14 protein-coding genes and 2 riboswitches are annotated in these 25,967 nt (G+C 60.1%); of the genes, 7 read left to right on the top strand and 7 right to left on the bottom strand.

Annotated features, from left to right (window positions below):
• Nucleotide 1 precedes the first annotated feature (1 nt).
• Nucleotides 2-220 carry a DUF2970 domain-containing protein gene (locus tag ASD60_RS04405; protein WP_056852822.1) on the bottom strand — a complete coding sequence of 73 codons (219 nt, stop codon included), beginning with the start codon at nucleotides 218-220 and terminating at the stop codon, nucleotides 2-4.
• Between the two features lie 152 nt (nucleotides 221-372).
• Here ASD60_RS04405 and ASD60_RS04400 point away from each other — a divergent pair, with 152 nt between their 5' ends.
• A complete protein-coding gene (locus ASD60_RS04400) occupies nucleotides 373-7,434 on the top strand; it encodes an NEL-type E3 ubiquitin ligase domain-containing protein (protein WP_056852821.1) in 7,062 nt (2,353 codons plus the stop codon).
• 61 nt (nucleotides 7,435-7,495) lie between these two features.
• Here ASD60_RS04400 and metH read toward each other — a convergent pair whose 3' ends face one another.
• Complete coding sequence (gene metH / locus ASD60_RS04395; RefSeq protein WP_056852820.1) at nucleotides 7,496-11,206, bottom strand: methionine synthase; 3,711 nt, start codon at nucleotides 11,204-11,206, stop codon at nucleotides 7,496-7,498.
• A 155-nt stretch (nucleotides 11,207-11,361) separates the two neighbouring features.
• On the opposite strand from metH, the gene ASD60_RS04390 reads away from it, so the two are divergent.
• A complete protein-coding gene (locus tag ASD60_RS04390) occupies nucleotides 11,362-13,671 on the top strand; it encodes a fatty acid cis/trans isomerase (protein WP_056852819.1) in 2,310 nt (769 codons plus the stop codon).
• A gap of 199 nt (nucleotides 13,672-13,870) precedes the next feature.
• On the top strand, nucleotides 13,871-14,455 hold the full coding sequence (gene nfuA, locus ASD60_RS04385; protein ID WP_007959519.1) for a Fe-S biogenesis protein NfuA: 585 nt from the start codon (nucleotides 13,871-13,873) through the stop codon (nucleotides 14,453-14,455).
• Between the two features lie 163 nt (nucleotides 14,456-14,618).
• Here nfuA and cobM read toward each other — a convergent pair whose 3' ends face one another.
• The 4 genes from cobM to ASD60_RS04365 form a co-directional block, all read right to left on the bottom strand.
• Nucleotides 14,619-15,365, bottom strand: coding sequence for a precorrin-4 C(11)-methyltransferase (cobM, locus tag ASD60_RS04380; RefSeq protein ID WP_056852818.1), 747 nt, complete (start codon nucleotides 15,363-15,365; stop codon nucleotides 14,619-14,621).
• A gap of 83 nt (nucleotides 15,366-15,448) precedes the next feature.
• The gene (locus tag ASD60_RS04375) at nucleotides 15,449-15,862 is read right to left on the bottom strand and encodes a cobalamin biosynthesis protein (RefSeq protein ID WP_056852817.1); all 414 of its coding nucleotides are present in this window, start codon (nucleotides 15,860-15,862) and stop codon (nucleotides 15,449-15,451) included.
• The gene (locus tag ASD60_RS04370) at nucleotides 15,859-16,572 is read right to left on the bottom strand and encodes a CbtA family protein (protein ID WP_056852816.1); all 714 of its coding nucleotides are present in this window, start codon (nucleotides 16,570-16,572) and stop codon (nucleotides 15,859-15,861) included. Before ASD60_RS04370 ends, ASD60_RS04375 begins: the two co-directional genes overlap by 4 nt.
• Nucleotides 16,573-16,583: 11 nt before the next feature.
• A complete protein-coding gene (locus tag ASD60_RS04365) occupies nucleotides 16,584-16,778 on the bottom strand; it encodes a CbtB domain-containing protein (RefSeq protein ID WP_056852815.1) in 195 nt (64 codons plus the stop codon).
• Nucleotides 16,779-16,899: 121 nt separating this feature from the next.
• Nucleotides 16,900-17,124: riboswitch (cobalamin riboswitch) on the bottom strand.
• A gap of 289 nt (nucleotides 17,125-17,413) precedes the next feature.
• Nucleotides 17,414-17,625: riboswitch (cobalamin riboswitch) on the top strand.
• Nucleotides 17,626-17,724: 99 nt separating this feature from the next.
• On the opposite strand from ASD60_RS04365, the gene cobW reads away from it, so the two are divergent.
• From cobW to ASD60_RS04345, 4 genes are all read left to right on the top strand, one after another.
• Entirely contained in the window at nucleotides 17,725-18,786 is a 1,062-nt protein-coding gene (gene cobW / locus ASD60_RS04360) for a cobalamin biosynthesis protein CobW (protein ID WP_056852814.1), read from the top strand.
• Between the two features lie 3 nt (nucleotides 18,787-18,789).
• A complete protein-coding gene (cobN, locus tag ASD60_RS04355) occupies nucleotides 18,790-22,632 on the top strand; it encodes a cobaltochelatase subunit CobN (protein WP_056852813.1) in 3,843 nt (1,280 codons plus the stop codon).
• Between the two features lie 309 nt (nucleotides 22,633-22,941).
• A complete protein-coding gene (locus tag ASD60_RS04350) occupies nucleotides 22,942-23,949 on the top strand; it encodes an ATP-binding protein (RefSeq protein ID WP_056852908.1) in 1,008 nt (335 codons plus the stop codon).
• A gap of 53 nt (nucleotides 23,950-24,002) precedes the next feature.
• Entirely contained in the window at nucleotides 24,003-24,614 is a 612-nt protein-coding gene (locus ASD60_RS04345; protein WP_442965978.1) for a vWA domain-containing protein, read from the top strand.
• 72 nt (nucleotides 24,615-24,686) lie between these two features.
• Here ASD60_RS04345 and ASD60_RS04340 read toward each other — a convergent pair whose 3' ends face one another.
• The gene (locus ASD60_RS04340; protein WP_056852811.1) at nucleotides 24,687-25,910 is read right to left on the bottom strand and encodes an NADH:flavin oxidoreductase/NADH oxidase family protein; all 1,224 of its coding nucleotides are present in this window, start codon (nucleotides 25,908-25,910) and stop codon (nucleotides 24,687-24,689) included.
• Nucleotides 25,911-25,967: the final 57 nt, after the last annotated feature.

Raw genomic sequence — 25,967 nt, 5'->3', positions numbered from 1 at the left:
TTCAGATCCCTGCCAGCAGCAGCACCAGTTTGACGATGCCGAACAGCGTCAGGGCAAACACCGTGGTGAACAAAATCCCCAGGATCACGAAATGACTCGGCTTGCCATGGGTGAAGTCCCGCGCCCGGTTCTTGCCGCTCTGCACCCCGAACGCTGCCGCCATGACGCTGTGCAACATCTGCCAGAAAGTGGGCGGCTTGTTATCGGCTGGATCGTCCATAAACCCTTGTCTCCCGTTTGAGTAAAACAAGCATAGACAACCCGCGCCAAAGAAGATCGGCCGGGAGCTACCCCGGTATAAATATGTACCGCCCTGGACGACAGGCCCGCTGATTGACTGATGCTTCATACAACAGCATCAGGTAGTGCCACATGAGTGGAATTCCAAAAGCCCAGGAAAAGGGCCTTCATAACCATTTCATCAAAAAAAAGCTGCACGAACGCATACGACATTTGACCCCGGCAAACATCCGGGCTCTGGATCGGGCAAGAACACCCGGAGGGCTGGCCGAAGATGCCATGCCGCAATGGTTTCAGAAGGCCGCCAGTGACCAACGACTCACTGTGCGAGACCAGCAGAAACGCAGTCGAACGTGCAACGAAACCCTGGCAAAAACCCTCACCGGGCTCAAGGGCGTCACCGAATTCGCACAACCGTTGCTTGAGGCGGCGTTGCAAAAAAAGTTCGGGCTCAAAGTCAATGTGACGCAGACATGGCTCTACGAGCCTTTCGCAGACTCTCTGATCACGCACCAGTCACTTCTGCAGCTGGCACTGCGCAATTTTGAAGAAGACCAGGTATTCAATGCCGGTGACGTCATTGCTGAGCGGGGACTGCGCGCAGCCCATCTGGAAACTCAAGGAGGACCTTACGGTTGGGACTATCCGGAAACGGGGCCTTCAACGCGCTACAGGATCAAGCCGCTAGCGCTAAAACCTGCCGATTTTGCATCGTTATGCCGGGAGCTGGATATCGGCAAACAGTATCAGGAACACCTGACGGCGATGTTTGACGCGGGGCACCGGGCGGCCACCGTGCGCACCCAGACCATCGATGCATGGAAGGCCAGTCTGCGAGTGCACGCCGATATCGCTCACCTCAAGTCGCTGATCACGCCTTCGGCCTACCGTACTTTGCTGGCCGTGCTCAATGGCGAGCCCTCGCCAACACTGGACGGCGAGCGCGTCACTTGCAGTCAGTTGCATGTGTTGGGGTCGCCTGTCAGTGAGCTGTTTGTCATCGGTGCACGTCGGCGCAAAGGTAAAAAGATCGATTTCGGTTGGAGCAATCCGGGAGTCAATCTGTTTGACGTGCTGGGTTATCAGGACTCGCGGATCATCGTCTGTATTCCCGGTGATCCGTTGGCGCCGGTCATGGAATATGCCTCGCTCAAGTCCTTTGAAAATGACCTGTGCTACAGGCTGCGCGATGTCAATTATCAGCGCTCATTTCTCAGACTGATTCCCCACGGTGATGCGGGGAAGTTCCTCGGCAAGATCAAGACCGCCCTGCAAACGCTCAAATGGAACCCGGATTTTCCTTACCGCAAACAAACCGCGCTGGGGCACCTCGACGGCATCTACGAACACGTGTATCGGGACGAGCCGGTTCTGGATATCAGTGAAGAATTCTTTGATACCGAACTGTTCGGCGAGCTGTACAGGCGGCATCAGAAGCGCCTGAAAGAGACTGCCGAGCAATTGGCGGTGCCGACCGCCAAAGTTGATCATGAGGCCTGGTATGAACGACTCGCCCGGTATGCCGAATGGGGGCTGAGCGTACTCAACGCAGCAGCATTTTTCGTCCCTGGCCTGGGCGAGGTCATGATGGCCGTGATGGCCGTGCAACTGACCATGGATGTTTATCACGGCGTTGAAGCGTGGAGCATTGGCGACACGGATCAGGCCTGGAGTTACTTGAAGTCGGTGGCTGTGAACGTTGCCTTCATGGCGGCGGTAGGTACGGTAGCCGGTAAAGTGCCGAAAGTGCTGTCGACGCCCATCGCCGATGGCTTGGTCAAAGTCAAATTGCCGTTTGGCAGCGAACAGTTGTGGCGGCCTGGCTTGAGACCTTACTTGAGCGACAGGGTCTTGCCGGTGGGCCTCAAGCCCAACGAGCGTGGGCAATATCAAGTGGATGGCAAAACCTATATCAGGCTTGACGGTAACGTCTACGAGAAGACCTTCGATCCCGTGCTGAACAAATGGCGACTAAAAAACCCGAGAGTCTCGGATGCTTACTCCCCGGTGCTTGAACACTACGCAGGGGGCGCGTGGCGCCATCGTTTCGAGCGACCGCTGGAGTGGGATCGAGCGACATTACTGCGACGTCTGGGCCCGGTCACCGAAGGTATCGATGCAGCGACGCTGGAGAAAATTGCCGATATCAGCGGCGTTGACGACGACGCGTTGCGCAAGATCCATATGGATCACCTGAGCTTGCCCTCTGCGTTGTCCGATACGTTGCGGCAGTTTCAGACTGACCGGCAGCTCAATGAACTGATTGAACAGATTCGTCTCGATCAGCCGGTGCCGGACAGCCGTTACAACGACGTTTTGCTGCAAGTGATCACAATGCCCCGTTGGCCCCATGGACGTGTAATCGACGTGTTCGACAATCCAGGCCTGACGGGAGCTTCGTCCCGCTATGGTAAGGCGTCACTACCGGCGAAGCCGGGCATCAGGATTTCCCGCGAGGATGTGTCTGCCGGGAAACTCCCTGAACGCGTACTTGCAGCATTGGATGAGGGCGAAATCGTTCGCTTGCTGGGGAGTGAAGGTGCGCGAGTCGAGGCAGAGCGCGAAGCTGTATTTCGACAACAGCTGGGCGATCACCTTGCAGGCAACAAAACCGCGTTGTTCGACAAACTCAGCCAGAGCGCCAAGTCGACGAACCGTGAAACTCAGGCGCTGCGCAGCACTTTCCCGAGCCTGTCGACGGACGCGGCGCAAGAAGTCCTGGCCAATGCCACAGCCAAGGAGCGGCTGCACATCAATCAAACCGGCCGGCTCCCCACAAGCTTGTTACTCAAGGGGAGGGCGCGCGCCCGGGTGACTCGGCTGAACAAAGCCTTGGCCGGACTGCATCTGGAAAGCATGGCGTCATTGGACAGCCAGCGTTTGGCTCTGCACAGCCTGGAACGACTCCCCGGCTGGCCGAACAACCTGCGTCTGGAAGTGCGTCTGGGCCATTGCGACGGAAAATTGCTCGACAGCATCGGTAGCGAAACCGCCGAGCAGGTCAAATACCTGGTGAGGGACGGCTCTCAGCACCATCAAGCCAACCAGTACCAGGCCTTTGACCAGCACCAGAATTCGTTGAATAGCGTACCGAAAGCAGGCGACAACTTTTTTTCTTCGCTCATGCATGCGTTACCAGACGATGCCCGCGCCCGGTTGGGCATGCCCAATGTCGCGCAGGGTGCCAGGTTGCAGGAGGCAGTGACCACCTATGCCATGGGCCACCGTGAGCAGATGATGCAAACCCTCGCACCTGGCGCCAGCACTTCACGATTCCGTGCGCCGCGACGCCTGGCGGACGGCAGGGTCGGCTACCCGATGAGCGGGCGAGGTGCCGGCGCAATGGTCAATCCGTCGTTGGTCTCCAGGTTGCGGGATGTCTATCCGAACGTCTCCGATGAGATGGCGGAATCGATGGTCATTCAGCTTGCGCTTGATGGTATGACCGAAACGCAAATTGCCCATTTACTGAACTTGCGCGCCCAGGAGTACGAGACGCTGTCGGCGCAACTGGACCAGTGGGTTGAAAGCGGCGGTCCGCATACTCTCCGTCATCAGGTCGCGCGCAACATCAAAGGCGTCTGGCAGCAGCGGGGAATTTATGATGGCGCTGCCAGTGTTTACCTGGATATCGGTGTTGCAGACAGCTTGCCGGAACTGACTGGCAACTTTCCTCACGTCAGTCGACTGCATATGAGTGCGGGTGCAATGTTGAGTCAGACACCGCAAGCCTTTTTACGTCAGTTCCCCAACGCCCGGTCGTTGAAGTTGGGCGTCCGGGATGGCGTCGACAGAGTTCAGTTGGCCGCGAAGCTGAAGGCATTGCCAGGCATACATGACTTGCGAATCGCCGGGCCGCTGGGGCAGGAGTACAGCGCAACTGTCCAAGCGGCGATAGACGCCATGCCGCAACTGCAACAATTGGACGTGATCGGCATGGCGGGCGAACTGGATGTGAGTGGTCTGACTCGCCTGCATTCGTTGAGTGTGTACGGAACGACAGAGGTTTGGCCCAAGGGCGCCCAGCAATTGCCTCAGCTCAGAGCGCTGGACCTCACTCACTCAAGCGTCAAGACACTCCCCGCTCAATGGCTTGCCGGTCACGAAGCACTGTGGCCCGGCATGAAACTCAATTGGGCCAGGCTGAGTACCGAGGACTTCGTGAGGGCGTACGAGTATGTGCACGAGCATCCTGCGCATTTGCAGGATAGCGGGCACATGCTCGATCGATATTGCCGAGGCACGCTGAATGATGCCTTGGAAACCAGCGAAGAGCTTTCAAAGGCTGCCCTTGGGCGAATGAAGGCAGAAGGGTTGGCAGGGCGGGCATTGCTGGCACGGATCAATGGGCTGCGCGAGGATGGACAGGCGCTGCGCCTGCAACTGGAGCGGTGGCAGCAGCAAACGACAAAAGCCAATGGCCGGCAAGTCAACCTTCGGGAGCGGGAGGTCATTGCCCGGCGAATCCGCGAGTGCTGGCGTGATGGCCTGCGTAAACGTTATGGCGGCGCGCAGGAGGTACCGGTTTCGCAACCGGAGCTCGGCCCTTCGACGGTGCGTTCATGGCCCCTCATGCCCGGACAAATCATTTCATCGAATCTGGATTTGTCAGGCTGGGCGCTGGGCGACCTGCCTGAACTGCCGACGTTGTCGGCAACAGATTTTGCTCATGTGCAAACCTTGCAAATGTCGGGGGTCATGGCCTCATCCGAAGATGTCAGTGGATTTTTGCGCGGCTTCACCGACATTCGCCGGTTGGACCTGAGTAGCAATCAGCTGCAGAGTCTGCCGACGACACTGGGCAACCTGACAAAACTCAGTGAGCTGAATCTGAGCCGCAATCACCTGACCATCACCCCGAGCATGCAGCAGCGCCTGAACCGGTTATCTGCCCTGGAAAGCCTGGACTTGCGCTATAACCGGGTCGATTCGCTGGACGTGAGTGCCATGTCCCGCTTACAGACTTTGCGTGTGGGGCATACCGCCATCAAAGACTGGCCATCGGGTTTGTGGGGCTTGTCCAGCCTCGACAGGATCGAGCTGAACAACAGCGCTATCACGACGATTCCCGAGACGGCTCTGACCGCTCAACACCTTTCAAAAATCGATTTGCAGGGTTGCCGATTGACGGCAAAGGCCCGCAGCGATTTGCTGGCAAGCAGTTCGTCGGAAAACCCTATGGGCATTTCCAGGGCCAGCTTGCAGACAGGCTTTACAGAGGGCGAACCCGAGTATTTTCCGGTGCTGGTCGCGCAGAATCCGGAGTTGTTGTTGCCGCTGCCCGTTGTACCTGGCAATGACCTGACACGCTTGACCCCGCAAGCCCGCCTGCAAAGGCTTGATCCGGATTTGCCGGCGGCCGAGGCGATACGGATCATCGATGTGCTCGCCACGCGCCATGGCGGGGCTGGCCCTCTGTACGAGCAATTGGCCAAGTGGGACAGCCAACACCAGGCATTGACGAAGTCCCTGAACACATGGATCGATACCCCGCCACAGCACCGCGTTGAATCGTCACCTCCTGTGTGGATCGCCGCCACCGAACGCCGCCAGGCAGCTGACCGGATAATGGCGTGCTGGAGGCAGAACCTGCGTGGTACATCGGCAGGCATTACCCTTGATTTGTCCGATATCCCATTGGGCCATCTCCCGACGCTAACTGCCGACTTCGCTCATGTCGGTGAGTTGAACCTCAATAATGTGTATCTGAGTGAAGACGGGCTAAGCGAATTTCTTGGCGCGTTTACTCACCTTCATACCGTGGCGCTGGATGCCAACGCGATGGATGCCTTGCCAGCGTCAGTGACCTCTTTGCGCCGCCTCAAGCGACTTTCGGCGGCCAATAACCGTTTCTCCAATGCAGCTGAGCTTGAGCGTCAGCTTGCCGGGTTGAGCAACCTGGAGTCGTTGAGCCTCTCAGAAAACTGGCTCGAGTCACTGGATGTCAGCGGCCTTGGAAGTTTGCAAACCCTCGATCTGAGTGGCAATCGTCTGGTCATCTGGCCGCAGGGTGCACTTGAGCTCCCTTCACTCAGCACCCTGGATTTGCGCGACAACATGATCGAGTTCATTCCGCCAGCCCTGATGGCCGACGCGCACAGGGTATTGCGTGCGGGCACCAATCTGGCCGGCAACGAGACCCTCGATGGTACAAGCTTGCTGATGTTGCATAATCAAGTGCAGGAAGGCGAGCAGATAGTGGGATGGCGTTCAACAGAGATTGACGAGGCACTGGAGCGGTTTGACAGCAGTAGCGAAAGCAGCAGTGTTGACGACAGCGATAGCGATGACTCGATCGTGAGTGACGTTGAAGTGGATATGGATGAGGTGACGGGTGCCGAGGCTCGTGAACGTTGGATCGATTCGTCAGCTGCAGATGCCGAGGAGTTGATACGGATCTGGAATGATTTTGAGCAAGCGCAAAACAATCAGTTCTTTTTCAATCTGCTGACCCGGCTGGAAGGTACGACAGACTTCATGACAGGACGTGCTGATCTTGTGCGGCGGGTCCACACCGTATTGAGGGTGGCCGATAGCGACGCAGGTCTGAGGGATACGATTTTCGAATTGGCGAGAGCCGGCGCAACCTGCGTCGATGGCCAAATCCTGTTGTTCAGCAATATAGAGGTCAAGGTTTTCGAGTTCGAAACCTCGAAGTCAATTGCACCGGGGCAGCATGGCCAAGTCTTGTTCCGGCTCGGCAGGAATCTGTTTCGACTTGGCAAGGTCGAGGAGATCGCCAACCGCGATATTGCCCAGCGCCGGGCACAGCGCCGCTCGACTGATCCGGCTGAAGTGCGTCTGGCTTATCGTATCGGCCTTGCCGAGCGACTTGAACTGCCGGGACAACCCAGAGGCATGCGCTACAGCGGCAACGTTTCGTCTGCCATGCTGGAGGCGGCCCATGCTGAAGTGATCGCGGCAGAACAATCACCGGCATTGATTGATGAGTTGGTCGGCCGCCAATATTGGAGCGATTATTTGAAAGAAAAATACCCTGAACGGTTTGCCCAGTTGCGTGAGGGTTTCGCAGGCAGAGAGCACGATGTGGATGAGCAGTTTCCGAATTACGGCGAAGGCGCGCAGGAGCAGTACAAGATCGCCATGCAGGCGATCGAGGCAGACCTTGTCTTCGAGCAAGGAAAGCTGTTGCGCGAACTGTCTGAAATAGAGCGGACGCTGGTGGGGTTGTAACGTAAACCCGCAGCGTTGAAACAACCCCGGGAGTCGCACGAGTCGACTCCCGGGATCAGCCTCAGTTGTCGTAACCCAGGTTAGGCGCCAACCACCGCTCGGTCACGCTCAGCTCCTGGCCTTTACGCGACGTATAGCTCTGGACCTGATCCTTGTCGATCTTGCCCACGGCAAAGTACTGCGCCTGCGGGTGAGCGAAATACCATCCGCTGACCGCGGCGGCCGGGAACATCGCATAGTGCTCGGTGAGGAACACTCCGCTGCGCCCAGCGCGCATTTCGGCAGCCTCGGGGTCGAGCAGGGCGAACAGCGTGGCTTTCTCGGTGTGATCCGGGCACGCCGGGTAACCCGGGGCAGGGCGGATGCCGGTGTATTGCTCTTTGATCAGCGCCTCGTTGTCGAGGGTTTCGTCCTTGGCATAACCCCAGTGTTCTTTACGCACCTGCTGGTGCAGCCATTCGGCGCAGGCCTCGGCCAGACGGTCGGCCAGGGCCTTGACCATGATCGAGTTGTAGTCGTCGCCAGCGTCCTGATAAGCCTTGGCCACTTCTTCGGCGCCGATACCGGCGGTGGTGATGAAGCCACCCACATAGTCGGTTAATTCACTGTCCTTGGGTGCAACGAAGTCAGCCAGGGAGAAGTTTGGCTTGCCGTCAGTCTTGATGATCTGCTGGCGCAGGTGATGCAGTTTGGCCAACGGCTTGCCGTCATCGCCGTAGAGTTCGATGTCATCGTCACGCACCTGGTTGGCCGGCCAGAAGCCGAACACCGCACGGGCGCTGATCAGCTTTTCGTCGATCAGTTTGGCGAGCATTTCCTGGGCATCGGCGTACAGCGCGGTGGCGGCTTCACCGACCACTTCGTCCTGCAGGATGCGCGGGAACTTGCCGGCCAGGTCCCAGGAAATGAAAAACGGCGTCCAGTCGATGTACTCGGCCAGCACTTTCAAATCGATGTTATCCAGCACTTTGGTGCCGGTGAACGTCGGTTTGACCGGCGTGTAGGTGCTCCAGTCGAACTGTGGCTTTTTCGCGATTGCTGCGGCATAACTCAGGCGTTCGGTGCGGGCGCTGCGGTTGGCCGTGCGTTCGCGGACTTCGATGTAATCCTGGCGGGTTTTCTCGACGAAACCGGCCTTGAGTTCCTTGGACAGCAACTGGGTCGCCACGCCCACCGCACGGGAGGCGTCGGTGACGTAGATCACCGCATCGTTGCTGTACTTGGGCTCGATCTTCACCGCGGTGTGCGCTTTGGAGGTGGTAGCGCCACCGATCATCAACGGCAGATGGAAGTCCTGGCGCTGCATCTCTCGAGCGACGTGGACCATTTCATCCAGTGACGGCGTGATCAGCCCGGACAGACCGATGATGTCGCACTTTTCTTCCTTGGCCACCTGGAGGATTTTCTCCGCCGGCACCATCACGCCGAGGTCGACGATGTCGTAGCCGTTGCAACCCAGCACCACGCCGACGATGTTCTTGCCGATGTCGTGCACGTCGCCCTTGACCGTGGCCATGAGGATCTTGCCCTTGGCTTCCGGCTTGTCGCCTTTCTCCAGTTCGATGAACGGGATCAAGTGGGCCACGGCCTGCTTCATCACCCGAGCGGATTTCACCACCTGCGGCAGGAACATTTTGCCGGCCCCGAACAAGTCGCCGACGATGTTCATGCCCGACATCAGCGGACCTTCGATCACTTCGATCGGGCGGGCGAACGACTGGCGCGACTCTTCGGTATCTTCAACGATGTGCGTGGTGATGCCTTTGACCAGTGCATGTTCCAGGCGCTTGTTGACGTCCCAGTTGCGCCACTCTTCGGTCTCGGCTTCCTTGACGCTGCCATCGCCCTTGTACTTGTCGGCAATGGCGAGGAGGGCGTCGGTGCCATCCGGGGTGCGGTTGAGGATCACGTCTTCGACGGCGTCGCGCAGTTCCACCGGGATCTGGTCGTAGATCTCCAGTTGACCGGCGTTGACGATGCCCATGGTCAGGCCGGCGCGGATTGCGTACAGCAGGAACACCGAGTGGATCGCCTCGCGCACCGGGTTGTTGCCCCGGAACGAGAACGACACGTTGGACACGCCGCCCGAGGTCAGCGCATACGGCAGTTCGTCGCGGATGTAGGCGCAGGCATTGATGAAGTCCACAGCGTAGTTGTTGTGTTCTTCGATGCCGGTGGCCACGGCGAAGATGTTCGGGTCGAAGATGATGTCTTCCGGCGGGAAGCCGACTTCGTTGACCAGGATGTCGTAGGAGCGTTTGCAGATTTCTTTCTTGCGGGCTTCGGTGTCGGCCTGGCCAGCTTCGTCGAAGGCCATCACCACCACGGCGGCGCCGTAGCGCTTGCACAGTTTGGCGTGATGAATGAATTGCTCGACGCCTTCTTTCATGCTGATCGAGTTGACGATGCCCTTGCCCTGAATGCACTTGAGGCCGGCTTCGATCACTTCCCACTTCGAGGAGTCGATCATGATCGGTACGCGGGAGATGTCCGGCTCGCCGGCAATCAGATTGAGGAAGGTCACCATGGCCTTCTTCGAATCGAGCATCCCTTCGTCCATGTTGATGTCGATCACCTGGGCGCCGGCCTCGACTTGCTGCAGGGCGACTTCCAGGGCTTCGGTGTAGTTGTCTTCACGGATCAGGCGGGCGAACTTGGCGGAACCGGTGATGTTGGTGCGCTCGCCGACGTTGACGAACAGCGAGTTGCGATCGATGGTGAACGGTTCCAGGCCCGACAGGCGGCAGGCCTTGGGAATGTCCGGAATTTCGCGCGGGGCATAACCGGCCACGGCTTTGGCGATGGCTTCGATGTGGCCCGGCGTGGTGCCGCAGCAACCACCGACAATATTCAGGAAGCCGCTTTGGGCGAATTCTTCGATGACCTTGGCAGTTTGCGCCGGCAGTTCATCGTACTCGCCGAATTCGTTTGGCAAACCGGCGTTCGGGTGCGCGGAAACGTGGGTGTTGGCTTTGTTCGACAGTTCTTCCAGGTACGGGCGCAGTTCGCTGGCGCCCAAGGCGCAGTTAAGGCCGACCGAAATCGGTTTGGCGTGGGCCACGGAGTTCCAGAACGCCTCGGTGGTCTGGCCGGACAGGGTACGGCCGGAGGCGTCGGTGATGGTGCCGGAAATCATGATCGGCAACTCGATGCCCAGCTCTTCGAACACACCTTGCACGGCGAAAATCGCCGCTTTGGCGTTGAGGGTGTCGAAGATGGTTTCGATCAGGATCAGGTCGGCGCCGCCCTCGATCAGGCCTTTGGTGGCTTCGGTGTAGTTCTCCACCAGCTCATCGAACGTCACGTTGCGGTAGCCGGGATTGTTAACGTCCGGTGACAGCGAGCAGGTGCGGCTGGTCGGGCCGAGCACGCCAGCGACGAAGCGCGGCTTGTCCGGGTTCTCGAGGGTTTTCGCATCGGCGACCTTGCGGGCCAGGCGTGCGCCTTCTACGTTCAATTCGTAGGCCAGTTCTTCCATGCCGTAATCGGCCATGGAAATCCGGGTGGCGTTGAAGGTGTTGGTTTCCAGAATGTCGGCGCCGGCGTCAAGATAAGCCTTCTCGATGCCGCCAATCACGTCGGGACGAGTCAGCACCAACAAGTCGTTGTTGCCTTTGACATCGCTCGGCCAGTCGGCGAAGCGTTTGCCACGGTAATCCTGCTCCTCGAGCTTATAGCTCTGGATCATCGTGCCCATACCGCCATCGAGAATCAGAATGCGCTCTTTGAGGGCGTGCTTGAGAGCTTGAAGGCGAACACTGCGATCGGACATTGGGACTACTCGGAAAGACCATGACGAAGGGCCGGATAATAGCAAACCTGTGCGCTTTTAGAGCATGTTCGGGTTTTGCATGAATATCGTTCATGTTGGAGAGGGCGCCGGACCGGTAGAATCGCGGCGTTTTTTAAAGGATCGGGACCAGGGACATGTCGTATCGCGTCGTCATCAGCAGTGTTTTGCTGTTTTTAAGCTGGGGCGCAACGGCGCAAGACCCGGCGGTTACTGCTGGCAGTTCCTCTTCCATTTCCTACACCCGTGACATTCAACCGATCTTCACTGAAAAGTGTGTGGCCTGCCACGCCTGTAATGACGCGGCCTGCCAGCTCAACCTCGGCAGCGGCGAAGGTGCGGCACGCGGCGCGACCAAAGTCCCGGTGTATGACGGTGATCGTGGCCAGGCGGTAACTCCAACCCGTTTGTTTTATGACGCGAGCGGCAAACAGGCCTGGCAGGAACTGGGTTTTTACTCGGTGCTCGATGCCCAGAGCAATCAGGCTGCCTTGATGGCGCGGATGCTGGAGTTGGGTCATCGAACGCCACTGCAGCCCAACGCCAAATTGCCTGCAGAGATCGTCCTGGGCTTGAACCGGGACAACATGTGCGCGATGCCCGGCGAATTTGATGGGTACGCCAGCGCCCATCCAAAGGAAGGCATGCCGTTGGCAGTCACCGGCCTGACCGATCAGCAGTACCAGACGCTGCAACGTTGGCTGGCTTCCGGTGCGCCGATCGATGAACAGGGCCTGGTGCCGAGCGCCAAAGAAGCGTTGCAGGTGGTGCAGTGGGAGAACCTGCTCAACTCGGCGGGCGCCCGGCAAAGCCTGGTGGGGCGCTGGTTGTATGAGCACTGGTTTCTCGCGCACCTCTATTTCAAGGACGGTGAAGCGGGTCATTTCTTTCAGTGGGTGCGCTCGCGCACACCGACTGGCCAGCCCATCGATTTGATCAATACCCGTCGCCCGAACGATGACCCAGGTAACCAGTTTTATTACCGGCTGTGGCCGGTACAGGGTGTGATCGTCCACAAGACCCACATCACTTACCCCTTGAGTGCCGCGAAAATGGCGCGGGTCAAAAGCCTGTTCTACAGCGGCAACTGGCAGGCCAATGCGCTGCCCGGCTATGGACCGCAGAGCCGGGCCAACCCGTTTGCCACCTTCGAGGCAATCCCGGCCCAGGCGCGTTACCAGTTCATGCTCGATAACGCCGAGTATTTCGTGCGCACCTTCATTCGCGGCCCGGTTTGTCGGGGGCAGATCGCTACCGACGTGATCCGGGACAACTTCTGGGCGCTGTTCCAGGCACCGGAACATGACCTTTACATTACAGACCCGAACTATCGCGGCCAGGCCACGCCGCTGCTGGCGATGCCGGGGCAGAACGACGATGTCGGCAGTGTCTTGAGTCTGTGGCGTGACTACCGCGACAAACGCAACGAATACGAGGCCTTGCGCCGGGACAACTACGCCGAAATGCCGGCACCGAGCTGGTCGACCCTGTGGGCGGGTAACGACAATGCGCTGCTGAGCATTTTCCGTCATTTCGACAGTGCTGCCGTGACCAAAGGCCTGATTGGCGATGTGCCGCAAACCATGTGGTTGTTCGATTTCCCGCTGCTGGAACGTACTTACTATCAGCTGGCGGTGAATTTTGACGTGTTCGGCAACGTTTCCCATCAGGCTCAGACACGCCTGTATTTCGATCTGATTCGCAATGGTGCCGAGCAGAACTTCCTGCGCCTGATGCCTGCGGATTCGCGGGACGATTACCTCAGCGACTGGTATCAGAGCGGCGGCAAATTCAAGATGTGGTTGAACTATGAAGCCATCGACGACGATACGCCCACCGCGCTGAAACTCGACGAAAAAGACCCCAAGCGCGACTTTGCCCTGCAGTTGCTGGCACGCTATGGCGACCTCAATGCCAACCCTGATCCGATCAACCGCTGTAACGGAGCCTATTGTTCCCGGCCGAACATCGACCCTGACTTGCAAAACGCCGAACAAGCCCTGAGCACGCTCACGGCACGACCCGCCGCGGGGCTCAAGGTTATCGATCAACTGCCGGAAGCGACCATGCTGCGTATCGAAACGGCCAGCGGCCAACGCGTGGTCTACAGCATGTTGCGCAATCGAGCCCATAGTAATGTGGCGTTCATGCTCGGCGAGTCGTTGCGCTATCAGCCAGGCCTGGACACGTTGACTATTTTTCCTGGAGTACTCAGCAGCTATCCGAACTTCATGTTCAACATTCCCGCCGGGCAGGTGCCTGCGTTCGTCGAAGCCATGGAGAACGCCAAGGACGCCGATCGTTTCGAGAAAATCGTCGAGCGTTGGGGAATCCGCCGCAGTCACCCGCAATTCTGGCAGTACTTCCATGATTTGAGCCGCTACATCCACGAGACCGAACCGTTGGAAGAGGGCGTACTCGACATGAACCGCTACGAAAACCTCTGAAACACCCATTCTGTAGGAGCAAAGCTTGCTCGCGATGACGTCGGCACATTCAGACTCAACGCTGGCTGGCCTGACGCTATCGCGAGCAAGCTTTGCTCCTACAGAGGAGTAGCGTCGGAATCTTTCCCGACAAAAATACTAGGACTTTGTCCGCGGCGATGATTGGCGTAAACTGCGCCCAAGCCTGCGAGGAGTTTCCATGACCGCTATTACCATTACCGACGCCGCCCACGATTACCTGGCTGATCTGCTGTCCAAGCAGAACACCCCGGGTATCGGCATCCGCGTCTTCATCACCCAGCCTGGCACCCAGTATGCAGAAACCTGCATTGCCTACTGCAAACCTGGCGAAGAAAAACCCGAAGACACGGCGCTGGGGCTCAAGAGCTTCACCGCTTATATCGATTCGTTCAGCGAAGCGTTCCTGGACGACGCGGTTGTCGACTACGCCACCGACCGCATGGGTGGCCAGCTGACCATCAAGGCGCCAAACGCCAAAGTACCGATGGTCAATGCCGACAGCCCGATCAACGAGCGTATCAATTACTACCTGCAAACCGAGATCAACCCGGGGCTGGCGAGCCACGGCGGCCAGGTCAGCCTGATCGATGTGGTCGAGGACGGCATCGCCGTTCTGCAGTTTGGCGGCGGTTGCCAAGGCTGCGGCCAGGCAGACGTGACCCTGAAGGAAGGTATCGAGCGCACCTTGCTCGAGCGCATCCCGGAGCTCAAGGGCGTCCGTGACGTGACCGACCACACGCAGAAAGAAAACGCCTACTACTAAGGTGTTCGCTGCGACATGAAAAACACTGTGGCGAGGGAGCTTGCTCCCGCTCGACTGCGAAGCAGTCGCCTGTCAGCCGATGCATTTCCCGTGATGAGTGCAATGGCTGATGGAGGGACCGCTTAGCGGTCCAGCGGGAGCAAGCTCCCTCGCCACAGGTGTTTCAGGGCCTGTACAAATGCGCATGCCCGGCGCGATACAGCGACGATTCGCTGAACTGGTCACTGCCCAGCACGCGCCCCACCAGAATCAACGCCGTACGACGAAACCCTTTGGCGGCAACCTTGTCGGCAATGTCCTCAAGCGTTCCGAGCACCCAATCCTGATCCGGCCAGGTCGCTCGATGAACCACCGCAATCGGGCAATCTGCGCCGTAATGCGGCACAAGCTCTTCGACAATCTTCGTCAGGTGATTAACCCCCAAATGAATCGCCATGGTCGCCCCGTGCTGCGCCAGGCTGGAGAACTCTTCGCCCGTCGGCATCGCGGTTTTGTCGGCATAGCGGGTCAGGATCACGCTCTGTGACACGTCCGGCAACGTCAGTTCCGCCCCAAGCAGCGCGGCACAGGCGGCGGTCGCAGTGACGCCGGGGATGATCTCGAAAGGAATGCCGAGTTCGCGCAAGTGGCGAATCTGCTCGCCGATGGCACCATACAGACTCGGATCGCCCGAGTGCACCCGCGCCACATCCTGGTTGTTGGCGTGGGCGCGCTTGATCAGCTCGATGATCTGTTCCAGATGCAGTTCGGCGCTGTTGACCAGCGTCTCGGCGTGATGGCCTTCAAGAACAGCGGCGGGTACCAATGAGCCGGCATAAATGATCACCGGACAGCTGCGAATCAGGCGCTGGCCTTTGACGGTAATCAGTTCCGGGTCGCCGGGACCTGCGCCAATGAAATAGACGGTCATCGTCGGTTCCTGTGGAAAAAAGGGGCTGGGCAAGGCTTCAAATGAAGATTGCTCATGATCGATTGCGCGGATTATCGGGGATTTTACGCAGCGCAGGCCAATGCCAGAGTGGCCTGGGCATATTTTTGTCGCCGGATCAGCAGTTTTGCCGGTGCATGGCCCAGTTGTTCGGCCAAGGCCAGGGCGGCACTTTCCGCCACGCCGTAGCAACCCGTGCGCTCGAAGGCGATCTGTGAATGGTGACTGAGGTGTGGCTGATAACCAGCCAGTTGTTCGCTACTGAAAAACATCAACGGCAACGCCAGTTGCGTGGCCAATTCGATCAGAGCCGGTTCGTCGCGCTTCAAGTCGATGCTGGCCAGGGCCTTGATGTCATGAAGCTCGATCCGGTGTGCTTGCAGCGCCTGATCGAGCAGTGCGCGCAACGTGCTCACCGGGCAGCCGCGTTGGCAGCCCAGGCCGACCACCAGGGTCGGCACTGTGCTGACTTCAGTCATGCGCGGTATTGGCCATCGTTTTTGCGGCGGAACAACCAGGCGCTGATCAGGCCCAGGGCCAGCCAGAACGCCACGTTGGTCAGCTGCGAAGCGATTTTGAAACGGGTCTCCAGTGCTTCGGGTGCCAGCATCGAATGCACTTCCGGTTGCGGCGCGCCGATCACGTGGGGAACCGCAAGGATCGCCGCGCCGAGGACTTTCATCAGCCAGTGACGGCTGAACACGATCAGGGCGATACCCACCGCGGTGGAGGCCGCGGTGCCAATCCACCAGAACTGCCGTTGCGCCAGATCGGCGGCAGCGGTGCCCGGCAATTCAGGCGGCAGGCCCAGGGTTGGCGCCAGCACGAAGGTTGCGTAGCCCGCCAGGCCCCAGAACAGGCCCTGGGAGGTTTTGGTCGGTGCGCGCAAGGTGTAGAGCCCGGCGAGCATCAGGGCGAAGCCGACGGCTACCACCAGATTGCCGCCAGTGGTCGAAAGCACACGCTGCCAACCGTCTTGCGGTTCCCAGGCTTCGCCATCGTGGGTGTGCGCGGCAACGGCGCCTTCGGAGTGGGTGTGTTCGTGGGCTTCAACAGCGGCGGGTTCGGATTTCTCGTAGGTCTCGGCCTGCAGGATCAGCGGTGAGACCCAGAAGCTTTGCAGCAGAGTGAGCAGCAGGGCGGCGAGCAGCCCGCTGAAACCTGCGGTTTGCGCAATACGCTTGATCATGTCTGAAGGTCTCAATGGCACGGGAACGCGGCGCTGTGACGGGTATCGTGCGCGGCGTTGTGCACGGCTTCGATGTGCGAGAAACCGGCGAAGTACACCAGGCATGCGCCGAGAATCGACGCGCAGACAGCGGCGGTCAGACGTTGAGTCAGGGTATTGGTGGCGCTGGCAGTGTTGCTATGAGCGGTGCTGCTGGTGATCGACATGGCGTTTCCCTCTGGTCTGTCAGCGGGGAATCAGAAGCGCATGCAGAAAGCCCGCACGAACGGGCGCGCAGAGCTTCGAACAGCGCCCGCCCACCGCGGGTTTGTCATTCAGTGATGGTGTATTCACCTTGTGTTGCGGGCCGGTCTCCGGGCTCACGAGGGGCGCAGGCCTGAGCCTGTTCCTGCAAGCATCACCTTCCCATGCCTCATCGGCACAGTGGATCTGACGCTTCGCTCGCTTACCGTTGCGGGGGCAGCACCGGACTGACATGGCTTGGAGTAAAGCACATGATTCACCGGTTTCCCGTTTCACCCTGTGAAGGGCACCCGTAACAAGATGCATAGGAGAGCATGGGCGGAGGTTGGGCGTCAATTGGCAAGGGTTCTCGTTTGAGTTGATCGTTCCCACGCGCTGCGTTGATCATTCGTTTGATCGTTCCCACGCTCTGCGTTGATCATTCGTTAGATCGTTCCCACGCTCTGCGTGGGAATGCAGCCCGGGACGCTCTGCGTCCCTTTCACAGCCGAACGCGGAGCGTCCGTTGAGGCATTCCCACGCAGAGCGTGGGAACGATCGACGCAAAGCGCGGGAACGATCGATTTGGCTTGATCATTGACCCGCCCCAATACCATGCGTAGCCTTGCGCTTTCGAGGTTCTTCGGCGTTTGTCGAAGCTAAGAAGGGAACGCGGTCAATGCCGCGGCTGCCCCCGCAACTGTGAACGGTGATGTTCGCTGCCACGCCACTGCACGCTCAAGTCCTGAGCCCGCGGGAAGGCGCAGCCAACGCCAGTCAAGCGACTGGGACACCGTCAGCCAGGAGACCTGCCTCGATACAGATTCTCACTACAACCGGGCGGGGTGATCCGGTGGCGAACGCTTCCGGCGCGCACAGGCGTTGCCGGTTCTCGTCCCGTATGCCCGCCACCTTGCCAAAGGGCATCCGATGAAAACACTGGCCAAACTCCCCGTCACCATCGTTACCGGCTTCCTCGGCTCGGGTAAAACCACCTTGCTGCGACACATGCTCGACAACGCTCAGGGTCGCCGCATCGCAGTGATCGTCAACGAATTCGGTGAGCTGGGCATCGATGGCGAGATCCTCAAGCAGTGTTCAATCGGTTGCACTGAAGAAGAAGCCAGTGGCCGTGTCTATGAGCTGGCCAACGGCTGCCTGTGCTGCACCGTTCAGGAAGAGTTCTTCCCGGTGATGCGCGAACTGGTCGCCCGGCGCGGTGATCTCGATCACATTCTTATCGAAACCTCGGGCCTGGCCCTGCCAAAACCTTTGGTACAAGCCTTCCAGTGGCCGGAAATCCGCAGTGCCTGCACCGTTGATGCGGTGATCACCGTGGTCGACAGCCCGGCCGTGGCGGCCGGCACCTTCGCCGCATTCCCGGATCAGGTCGACGCCCAGCGTAAACTCGACCCAAACCTGGACCACGAATCGCCACTGCACGAACTGTTCGCCGATCAACTGTCCAGCGCTGACCTGGTGATCCTCAACAAGGCCGACCTGATCAGCCCTGAAGACCTGGCGCGCGTGCGCCTGGAAGTCGCCGAAGAACTGCCGCCTGCGGTAAAAGTCATCGAAGCCAGCAGCGGGCGCTTGCCGCTGGACGTGTTGATCGGCCTGGGTGCCGGCTCTGAAGAGCACATCGACAGCCGTCATAGCCATCATGATCACCACCATGAAGGCGAAGACGATCACGATCACGATGCTTTCGATTCCATCTCCATCGAGCTGCCGCAAGCCGACGAAAGCCTGCTGATGGACGCGCTGACCCAACTGGTGGTCCAGCACGGCATCCTGCGTGTCAAAGGCTTCGCTGCAATCCCGAACAAACCGATGCGCCTGTTGATTCAGGGCGTGGGCACACGTTTTGACAAGCACTTCGATCGTCAATGGAGCCTTGAGGAACCACGCGTCACTCGTCTGGTGCTGATCGGCCAGGCACTGGACGCCAGCCTGCTCGAAGCGCAATTGCGCGCCGCGCTCAGCGTGTAAGCCATGCACCTGCTCAGGACCCAGCCCGGCGGTTTCGTGTCGGATGACAACATTGCCGACCTTGGACAAACCCCCGCCGAGCTGGTGATCCTGTGCAGCGGCGATTCCAGCCTCGCGTTGCTTGCCGAAGCGGCGCAGCAGTTGCCCGACGATTATCCGAGCGTGCGCCTGGCGAACCCGATGCAGGTGCAGAATCATGCCTCGGTTGATCTGTATGTCGATGAAGTCTTGCGCCACGCCAAGGTCATTCTGATCTCGCTGCACGGCGGCATTGCCTATTGGCGTTACGGCGTCGAGCGGCTGGTGCAATTGTCGCAGCGTGGAGTGCAGTTGATTCTGGTGCCGGGTGACGATCGCCCGGACCCGGAACTCAGTGACCTGAGCACCGTCGGTGCCGAGGATCGTGATCGGCTCTGGCAGTTTCTTCGTCAGGGCGGCATGGGCAATGCCCTGGATTTTTTCCGTTGCCTGGCCAATCGTTGGTTGGCGCGGGATTACGCCTGGGCCGAACCGCAAGCGTTGCCGCGCACGGCGATTTACCATCCGCAAAAAAACACCGTTCAATTGAATGACTGGCAGGCTGAATGGCAGGCGGGTCAACCGGTGGCGGCCGTGCTGTTTTACCGCTCGCATTTGCAAGCGGCGAACACCGGTTTCATCGATGTTTTTTGCCAGCGTTTGCAGGCTGCCGGGTTGAATCCGTTGCCCATCGCGCTGGCCAGTTTGAAAGAGCCCGGCTGCCTGACGGTGGTCGAGGACCTGCTGGACGAGGCTGAAGCGGCGGTGATTCTCAACACCACCGGTTTCGCCCAGTCCAGCCCTGAAGCGCCGCACCTGCGACCATTTCGCCGCAATATCCCGGTGATCCAGGCGATTTGTGCCCAGGACAACGAGCCGGGCTGGCGCGCCAGCGAACAAGGCCTCGGCCCGCGTGATCTGGCGATGCACATTGCCCTGCCAGAGCTGGATGGGCGGATTATCAGCCGACCGATCAGCTTCAAGGATCTGGCGTGGCGCAGTGAGCGCAGCCAATCGGATGTTGTCTGCTACCGCCCGCAACCCGAACGCATGGACTTCGTCGCCGAGCTCGCACGGCGCTGGACCGACCTGGCACACCTGCCCAATGCTGAAAAGCGCGTGGCGCTGATCCTCGCCAATTACCCGACCCGCGACGGCCGCATCGGCAACGGTGTGGGCCTCGACACGCCGGCCGCTGCCCTGAACATTCTGCGTGCGCTGCATAAAGAAGGCTATCCGCTACACGTCGAATTGCCGGCCAGCGGCACCGCGCTGATCGAGCAATTGCTTGGCGGTGTCAGTAATGACCTGGCCACTCTCGACCAGCGTCCCTGCCAGCAAAGTCTGGCAATGGATGATTACCTGAAAATGTTCAACGCACTGCCCGCAGCTAATCGCGCCGCGGTGCTGGCTCGCTGGGGGGCGCCGGAAAACGATCCGATGTGCCGCAACGGCCGAATGATGATCGCCGGGCTGCGTTTCGGCCTGACCTTCGTCGGCATTCAACCGGCGCGCGGCTATCAGGTGGACCCGAGCGCGGTGTATCACGACCCGGACCTGGTGCCGCCCCACGGCTATCTGGCGTTTTACTTCTGGCTGCGCAACACCTATGGCGCCCACGCGCTGATCCACGTCGGCAAGCACGGCAACCTCGAATGGCTGCCGGGCAAAGGGGTAGGCCTGTCGGAACACTGTTGGCCGGATGCATTGCTCGGGCCGCTGCCCAACATCTATCCATTCATCGTCAACGATCCGGGCGAGGGCGCCCAGGCCAAGCGACGGACCCAGGCAGTGATCATCGATCACTTGATGCCACCGCTGACCCGTGCCGAAACCTACGGCCCGCTGCGCAATCTCGAGTTGCTCGCCGACGAATACTACGAAGCGCAATTGCTCGATCCGCGTCGCGCCCGCGAGTTGCAGCGCGACATCCTGCAACTGGTGCGCGACACCCACATCGACCGCGAACTGCAACTGGACGAACAACTCGACAGCGATGTCGATGCGGCGATCTGGTTGCCGCGCCTGGACACTTACCTGTGTGACTTGAAGGAATCGCAGATCCGCGACGGCTTGCATGTTTTCGGCGAGTCGCCGGTCGGGCGCTTGCGTATCGATACGTTGCTGGCATTGCTGCGAATCCCCCGGGGTGACGGGCGTGGTGCGCAATCGAGCTTGCTGCGCGCTTTGGCCAAGGCATTCTCGCTGGGTTTCGATCCGCTGGATTGCGTGTTGGCCGAACCATGGACTGGGCCGCGACCAATTGAACTGCACAACCTCACCCAAGAAGCTTGGCGCACCGCTGGCGATACCCGCGAACGCCTTGAGTTGTTCGCCGCACAACTGATCTCGCAGGCGTTGACCGATCCGTGTAGGCGCGAGCCGGCTGGCGATGGCGTGTCAGTCGACGCCAACGCAGCTGACACACCCTCGCCAGCAGGCTCGCTCCTGCAGGGGCCGGGTTGGTCCGAGGTCCAGGCCATCCTCGACAATCTGCGCGAAGTGGTCGCACCACGCCTGGACGCCTGCGGCCCGGCAGAAATGCGCGGCCTGCTCGATGCCTTGGGCGGCCGCTTCGTGCCAGCCGGCCCCAGCGGCGCGCCGAGTCGCGGACGGCTGGACGTGCTGCCCACCGGGCGCAATTTTTATTCGGTGGACGTGCGCAACCTGCCGACCACAACCGCCTGGCGCATCGGTTTTCAATCGGCCAACCTGATTCTTGAACGCCACCTGCAAGATCATGGCGATCATCTGCGTCAGCTCGGCCTGTCAGTGTGGGGCACCGCGACCATGCGCACCGGTGGCGACGATATCGCACAGGCCATGGCGTTGATGGGCGTGCGCCCGGTATGGGCTACCGGCAGTCAGCGCGTCGACGATTTTGAGATCCTGCCGCTGAGCTTGCTCGATCGGCCGCGAGTGGACGTGACCTTGCGCGTTTCCGGGTTCTTCCGCGACGCCTTCGCCAATCTGATCCGCTTGTTCGACGCCGCTGTACAAGCGGTGGCTGCGCTGGATGAACCTGACGATCTCAATCCGTTGGCGGCCAAGGTCCGTGCCGAGCGGGCAGCGTTGCTGCAATCGGGGGTTGATGAGGAATCGGCCCGACGCCAGGCCGGTTGGCGAATTTTCGGTGCCAAACCCGGCGCGTATGGCGCAGGAGTGCAGGGCGCTATCGACGGTCGGCTGTGGCAAAGCCGTGAGGATCTGGCCGAGGTCTATCTGAATTGGGGCGGTTACGCCTATGGCGGATCTGACGAGGGCACCCTGGCCCGAGAACCCTTCAGTCGACGCCTGAGTCAAGTGCAGGCCGTTGTGCAAAATCAGGATAACCGTGAGCACGATCTGCTCGATTCCAATGACTACTATCAGTTCCAGGGCGGTATGCTCGCGGCGGTGGAAAGCCTCAGCGGAACCGCGGCGGCGAGTTACCACGGCGATCATAGCCAGCCGGACTTGCCGAAAATCCGCACGCTCAAGGAAGAGCTGAACCGGGTCATCCGCTCGCGGGCAGCCAATCCCAAGTGGCTCGACGGGGTAAAGCGACATGGCTATAAAGGCGCCTTCGAAATGGCTGCGACTGTCGACAACCTGTTCGCCTTCGACGCCACCACACAGCTGATCGACGATCATCAGTACGCCTTGCTGGCAGATGCCTATTTGCTCGATCCGGACACCCGGGATTTTGTCCGCGAGCACAATCCCCACGCGTTGCGCGACATGACCGAACGCATGCTCGAAGCGCAACAGCGAGGCATGTGGAAAGCGCCGGGCGAGTATCGCGAGGCGCTGGAAAACCTGCTGCTGGACATAGAAGAAGACAGTTGACTAGAGAACAGTGGACACCTGTGGCGAGGGAGCTTGCTCCCGCTCGGCTGCGAAGCAGTCGTAAAACCCGAAACCGTGGCGTATAGCTGATCGTTCCCACGCTCCGCGTGGGAATGCAGCCCGGGACGCTCCGCGTCCCACCCAGAGCCGAACGCGGAGCGTCCGTTGAGGCATTCCCACGCAGAGCGTGGGAACGATCACAAAAAACCCGAAACCGTGGTGTATCTGATTTTTGGGGCCGTTGCGCAGCCCAGCGGGAGCAAGCTCCCTCGCCACAGAGTAATGACCGACCATGATGAGAAACCCGACATGACCGACACTCCGCATTTCCCCCTGTCCGCCGTGGTCGGCGCCGACGATTTGAAGCTCGCGCTGTACCTGACCGCCATTGACCCGAAGATCGGCGGTGTGCTGATCGAAGGTCCGCGTGGCATGGCCAAGTCGACATTGGCCCGAGGCCTCGCGGACCTGCTCGCCAGCGGTCAGTTCGTTACCTTGCCGTTGGGCGCGACTGAGGAGCGGTTGGTCGGTACCCTCGATCTGGATGCCGCGCTGAGTGAAGGCCGGGCGCAATTTTCACCGGGTGTGCTGGCCAAGGCTGATGGCGGCGTGCTCTACGTCGATGAGGTCAACCTGCTGCCGGATCATCTGGTCGATCTGCTACTCGACGTCGCCGCCAGCGGTACCAATCTGATCGAGCGGGATGGCATCTCCCATCGGCATTCGGCGAAATTCGTGTTGATCGGCACCATGAACCCGGAAGAGGGCGAATTGCGGCCGCAGCTGCTGGACCGCTTTGGCTTGAATGTCGCCCTCAGCGGCCACACCGCACCGGCAGAGCGCGGCCAGATCATCCGTCGGCGCCTGGATTTCGACAGCGATCCCCAGCGCTTTTGCGCCGCGTGGGAGAGCCAACAAGCGAGCCTGCGCGAGCGTTGCCAGCAGGCACGCGTTGCGTTGACGAGCATCCCGCTGGACGACGACGCGCTGGCGCAGATCACTGAACGCTGCTTCGCCGCCGGAGTCGACGGCATGCGCGCCGATCTGGTCTGGCTGCGCGCGGCTCGTGCCCACGCAGCCTGGCGTGGCGCTCGTGCCATCAGCGTCGAAGATATCGACGCGGTCGCCGAGTTCGCCTTGCGCCATCGTCGCCGTGAGCTTGCCGCATCGGCGCCACAACCGGCGCAAGCGCCACAGTCGTCTTCGCCGCAAACGACCAATCCGGGTGAAGGCCAGGGGCAGTGGGGTGAAATGGCTCCTCAGGCATCGCCTGTCGGCGCCCGCCGGGAAGTGCCGAGCTGGCCAAAAAAGCCCTAGGCATTCGCCCCCGATCCGACGCGGGGGCGAATGCCAGGCCCCGCGCCGGACGACTGGACCATGGCCGACAGGGCAAGCGTCACGCTGCCTGCAGCGGTTCGATCAACTGGCCGGGGACCTTGCTCATTGGTCGGCCACGTGTGCGTGCGGATCTGTTGTTCCACGTGCGCACACGTTCGGCTAATCAATTGTGGCTGGTGATTGTCGATGCGTCGGCTTCGACCCGTCGGCACCATGCCTTGAGCGATGCCAAGGGTTTGCTCGCGCAGTTGTTCGATGACGCCTATCGCCAACGCGCCCGGCTGGCCTTGCTGTCTGCCAGTGGCGCTGCGCCGAAGTGGCAGGTTCAAGGGTTGAAAGCGTCCAGCGGTTTGCGTCACTGGCTTGATGGACTGGGCGCCGGTGGCGGCACGCCGTTGCTGGCGGCCTTGAGCGAAGCGGGGCAGTGGCTTGCGGCCCGGCGAAAGCGCTTTCCGGCCGAGCAGCAACGCTTGCTGGTGATCACGGATGGGCGGATCAAGGACGGGGCGACATTGCAGCCATTCAATTGTCCCGGGCTGCTGATCGATATCGAGCGTGGGCCGATCAGGCTGGGTCGCTGCAAGGTGATGGCGGAGCAGTTGCAGTCGGAGTATCGGCATATCGATGAGTTGTTGCCGGGGTGATTTTTCCTGTGCTGCGCGCCGATCACGGCGAGCCTGCTCGCGATAGCGGTGTACCCGCCAGCCTCAATCGAATTACTTCGCCATCGCCCGCCGATACTGCCGGGTACGCTTGCCCAGGTACAACTGGTCGACAATCAACGCCCACAGCGCCGACACTCCAGGTCGGGTCTTACGCCCACGACTCAATCGATGCAGCTGGAATTTCACGACCGCCATGTTTGCCAATGCTGCCAGCGGTTTGCGTTTCCAGCGAACTGGCGGCAGTTGCGGGTGACTGTTCAGACCTTCTCGCCAATGCTTGACCAAGCCGGGCTCAACGGCGAGGGCCGTGCCTATTCCAGCCATGGCGATGCCGCTGGCGAGCACTTGTTCGACAACTGTCAGGCGTCGAATTCCGCCGGTGACCATTACCGGCATGCATGCCACTGCGGCCAACTCACCGGCCATTTCCAGAAAATAAGCCTCGCGCGCCAACGTCCGCCCGTCACGGGCCTCGCCTTGCATGGCCGGTGCTTCGTAGCTGCCGCCCGAGAGTTCGAGCAAATCGATCTGCAGCTCGTTCAGCCACTGGATAACCTGCCGGGCGTCGTCGGCATCGAAGCCGCCGCGCTGGAAATCTGCCGAGTTGAGCTTCACCGCTACGCAAAACTGCGGTGATACCGCTTGGCGCACGGCATCGACCACTGCAAGCAGCAAGCGGGCACGGTTTTCCAATGAGCCGCCCCAGCGATCGGTTCGGCGATTGGTCAGTGGTGAAAGGAACTGGCTGATCAGGTAGCCATGAGCGGCATGTATCTGCACGCCGGTAAAACCGGCCTTTTCAGCCAGCGCGGCACTGGCGGCAAAGCGCTGGATCACCTCGTCGATGTCGGCTTCGCTCATGGGTTTCGGTTCGGCGAACATCTTCGAAAACTGTCCCAGATCCAGTGCTACCGCCGAAGGCGCCAACGCTTGCTGGCCAAGGTTGGCCATGGTCTGGCGGCCGGGGTGATTCAATTGCACCCAGAACTGCGCACCACCGCTGCGCCCAATGTCGGCCCACTGACGGAAGCGTTGCAGATGCCGCTCATCTTCGAGTACTACACCGCCTGGGCCAGTCATGGCGCGCCGGTCAATCATCACGTTGCCGGTCAATAGCAGCCCGGCTCCGCCATCTGCCCAGGCCTGGTACAAGCGAAACAGCCCACCATCGGGTGCCTGATCGATGTCGGCGAGGTTTTCTTCCATCGCGGCTTTGGCGATGCGGTTGCCGATGGTCTGGCCGTTGGGCAGATTCAACGCTTGAAAGGGCGACATGCTTGACTCCTCATCAGTGAAGAGTAGAGGCTAAGCTTAAAGTTAACTTTAATGTCA

The organism is Pseudomonas sp. Root562 (genome assembly GCF_001427125.1).
Lineage (GTDB): Bacteria > Pseudomonadota > Gammaproteobacteria > Pseudomonadales > Pseudomonadaceae > Aquipseudomonas.
Note: the sequence above shows the minus strand (reverse complement) of the source record. Positions and strands in the feature narration are given on the sequence as shown.

What these genes read in the sequence shown, in the direction of transcription:
- ASD60_RS04350 (WP_056852908.1), top strand. Translation starts at nt 22,942, where the DNA reads ATGACCGACACTCCGCATTTCCCCCTGTCCGCCGTGGTCGGCGCCGAC.
- ASD60_RS04405 (WP_056852822.1), bottom strand. Translation starts at nt 220, where the DNA reads ATGGACGATCCAGCCGATAACAAGCCGCCCACTTTCTGGCAGATGTTG.
- cobN (WP_056852813.1), top strand. Translation starts at nt 18,790, where the DNA reads ATGCACCTGCTCAGGACCCAGCCCGGCGGTTTCGTGTCGGATGACAAC.
- cobM (WP_056852818.1), bottom strand. Translation starts at nt 15,365, where the DNA reads ATGACCGTCTATTTCATTGGCGCAGGTCCCGGCGACCCGGAACTGATT.
- metH (WP_056852820.1), bottom strand. Translation starts at nt 11,206, where the DNA reads ATGTCCGATCGCAGTGTTCGCCTTCAAGCTCTCAAGCACGCCCTCAAA.
- nfuA (WP_007959519.1), top strand. Translation starts at nt 13,871, where the DNA reads ATGACCGCTATTACCATTACCGACGCCGCCCACGATTACCTGGCTGAT.
- ASD60_RS04340 (WP_056852811.1), bottom strand. Translation starts at nt 25,910, where the DNA reads ATGTCGCCCTTTCAAGCGTTGAATCTGCCCAACGGCCAGACCATCGGC.
- cobW (WP_056852814.1), top strand. Translation starts at nt 17,725, where the DNA reads ATGAAAACACTGGCCAAACTCCCCGTCACCATCGTTACCGGCTTCCTC.
- ASD60_RS04375 (WP_056852817.1), bottom strand. Translation starts at nt 15,862, where the DNA reads ATGACTGAAGTCAGCACAGTGCCGACCCTGGTGGTCGGCCTGGGCTGC.
- ASD60_RS04365 (WP_056852815.1), bottom strand. Translation starts at nt 16,778, where the DNA reads ATGTCGATCACCAGCAGCACCGCTCATAGCAACACTGCCAGCGCCACC.
- ASD60_RS04390 (WP_056852819.1), top strand. Translation starts at nt 11,362, where the DNA reads ATGTCGTATCGCGTCGTCATCAGCAGTGTTTTGCTGTTTTTAAGCTGG.
- ASD60_RS04400 (WP_056852821.1), top strand. Translation starts at nt 373, where the DNA reads ATGAGTGGAATTCCAAAAGCCCAGGAAAAGGGCCTTCATAACCATTTC.
- ASD60_RS04370 (WP_056852816.1), bottom strand. Translation starts at nt 16,572, where the DNA reads ATGATCAAGCGTATTGCGCAAACCGCAGGTTTCAGCGGGCTGCTCGCC.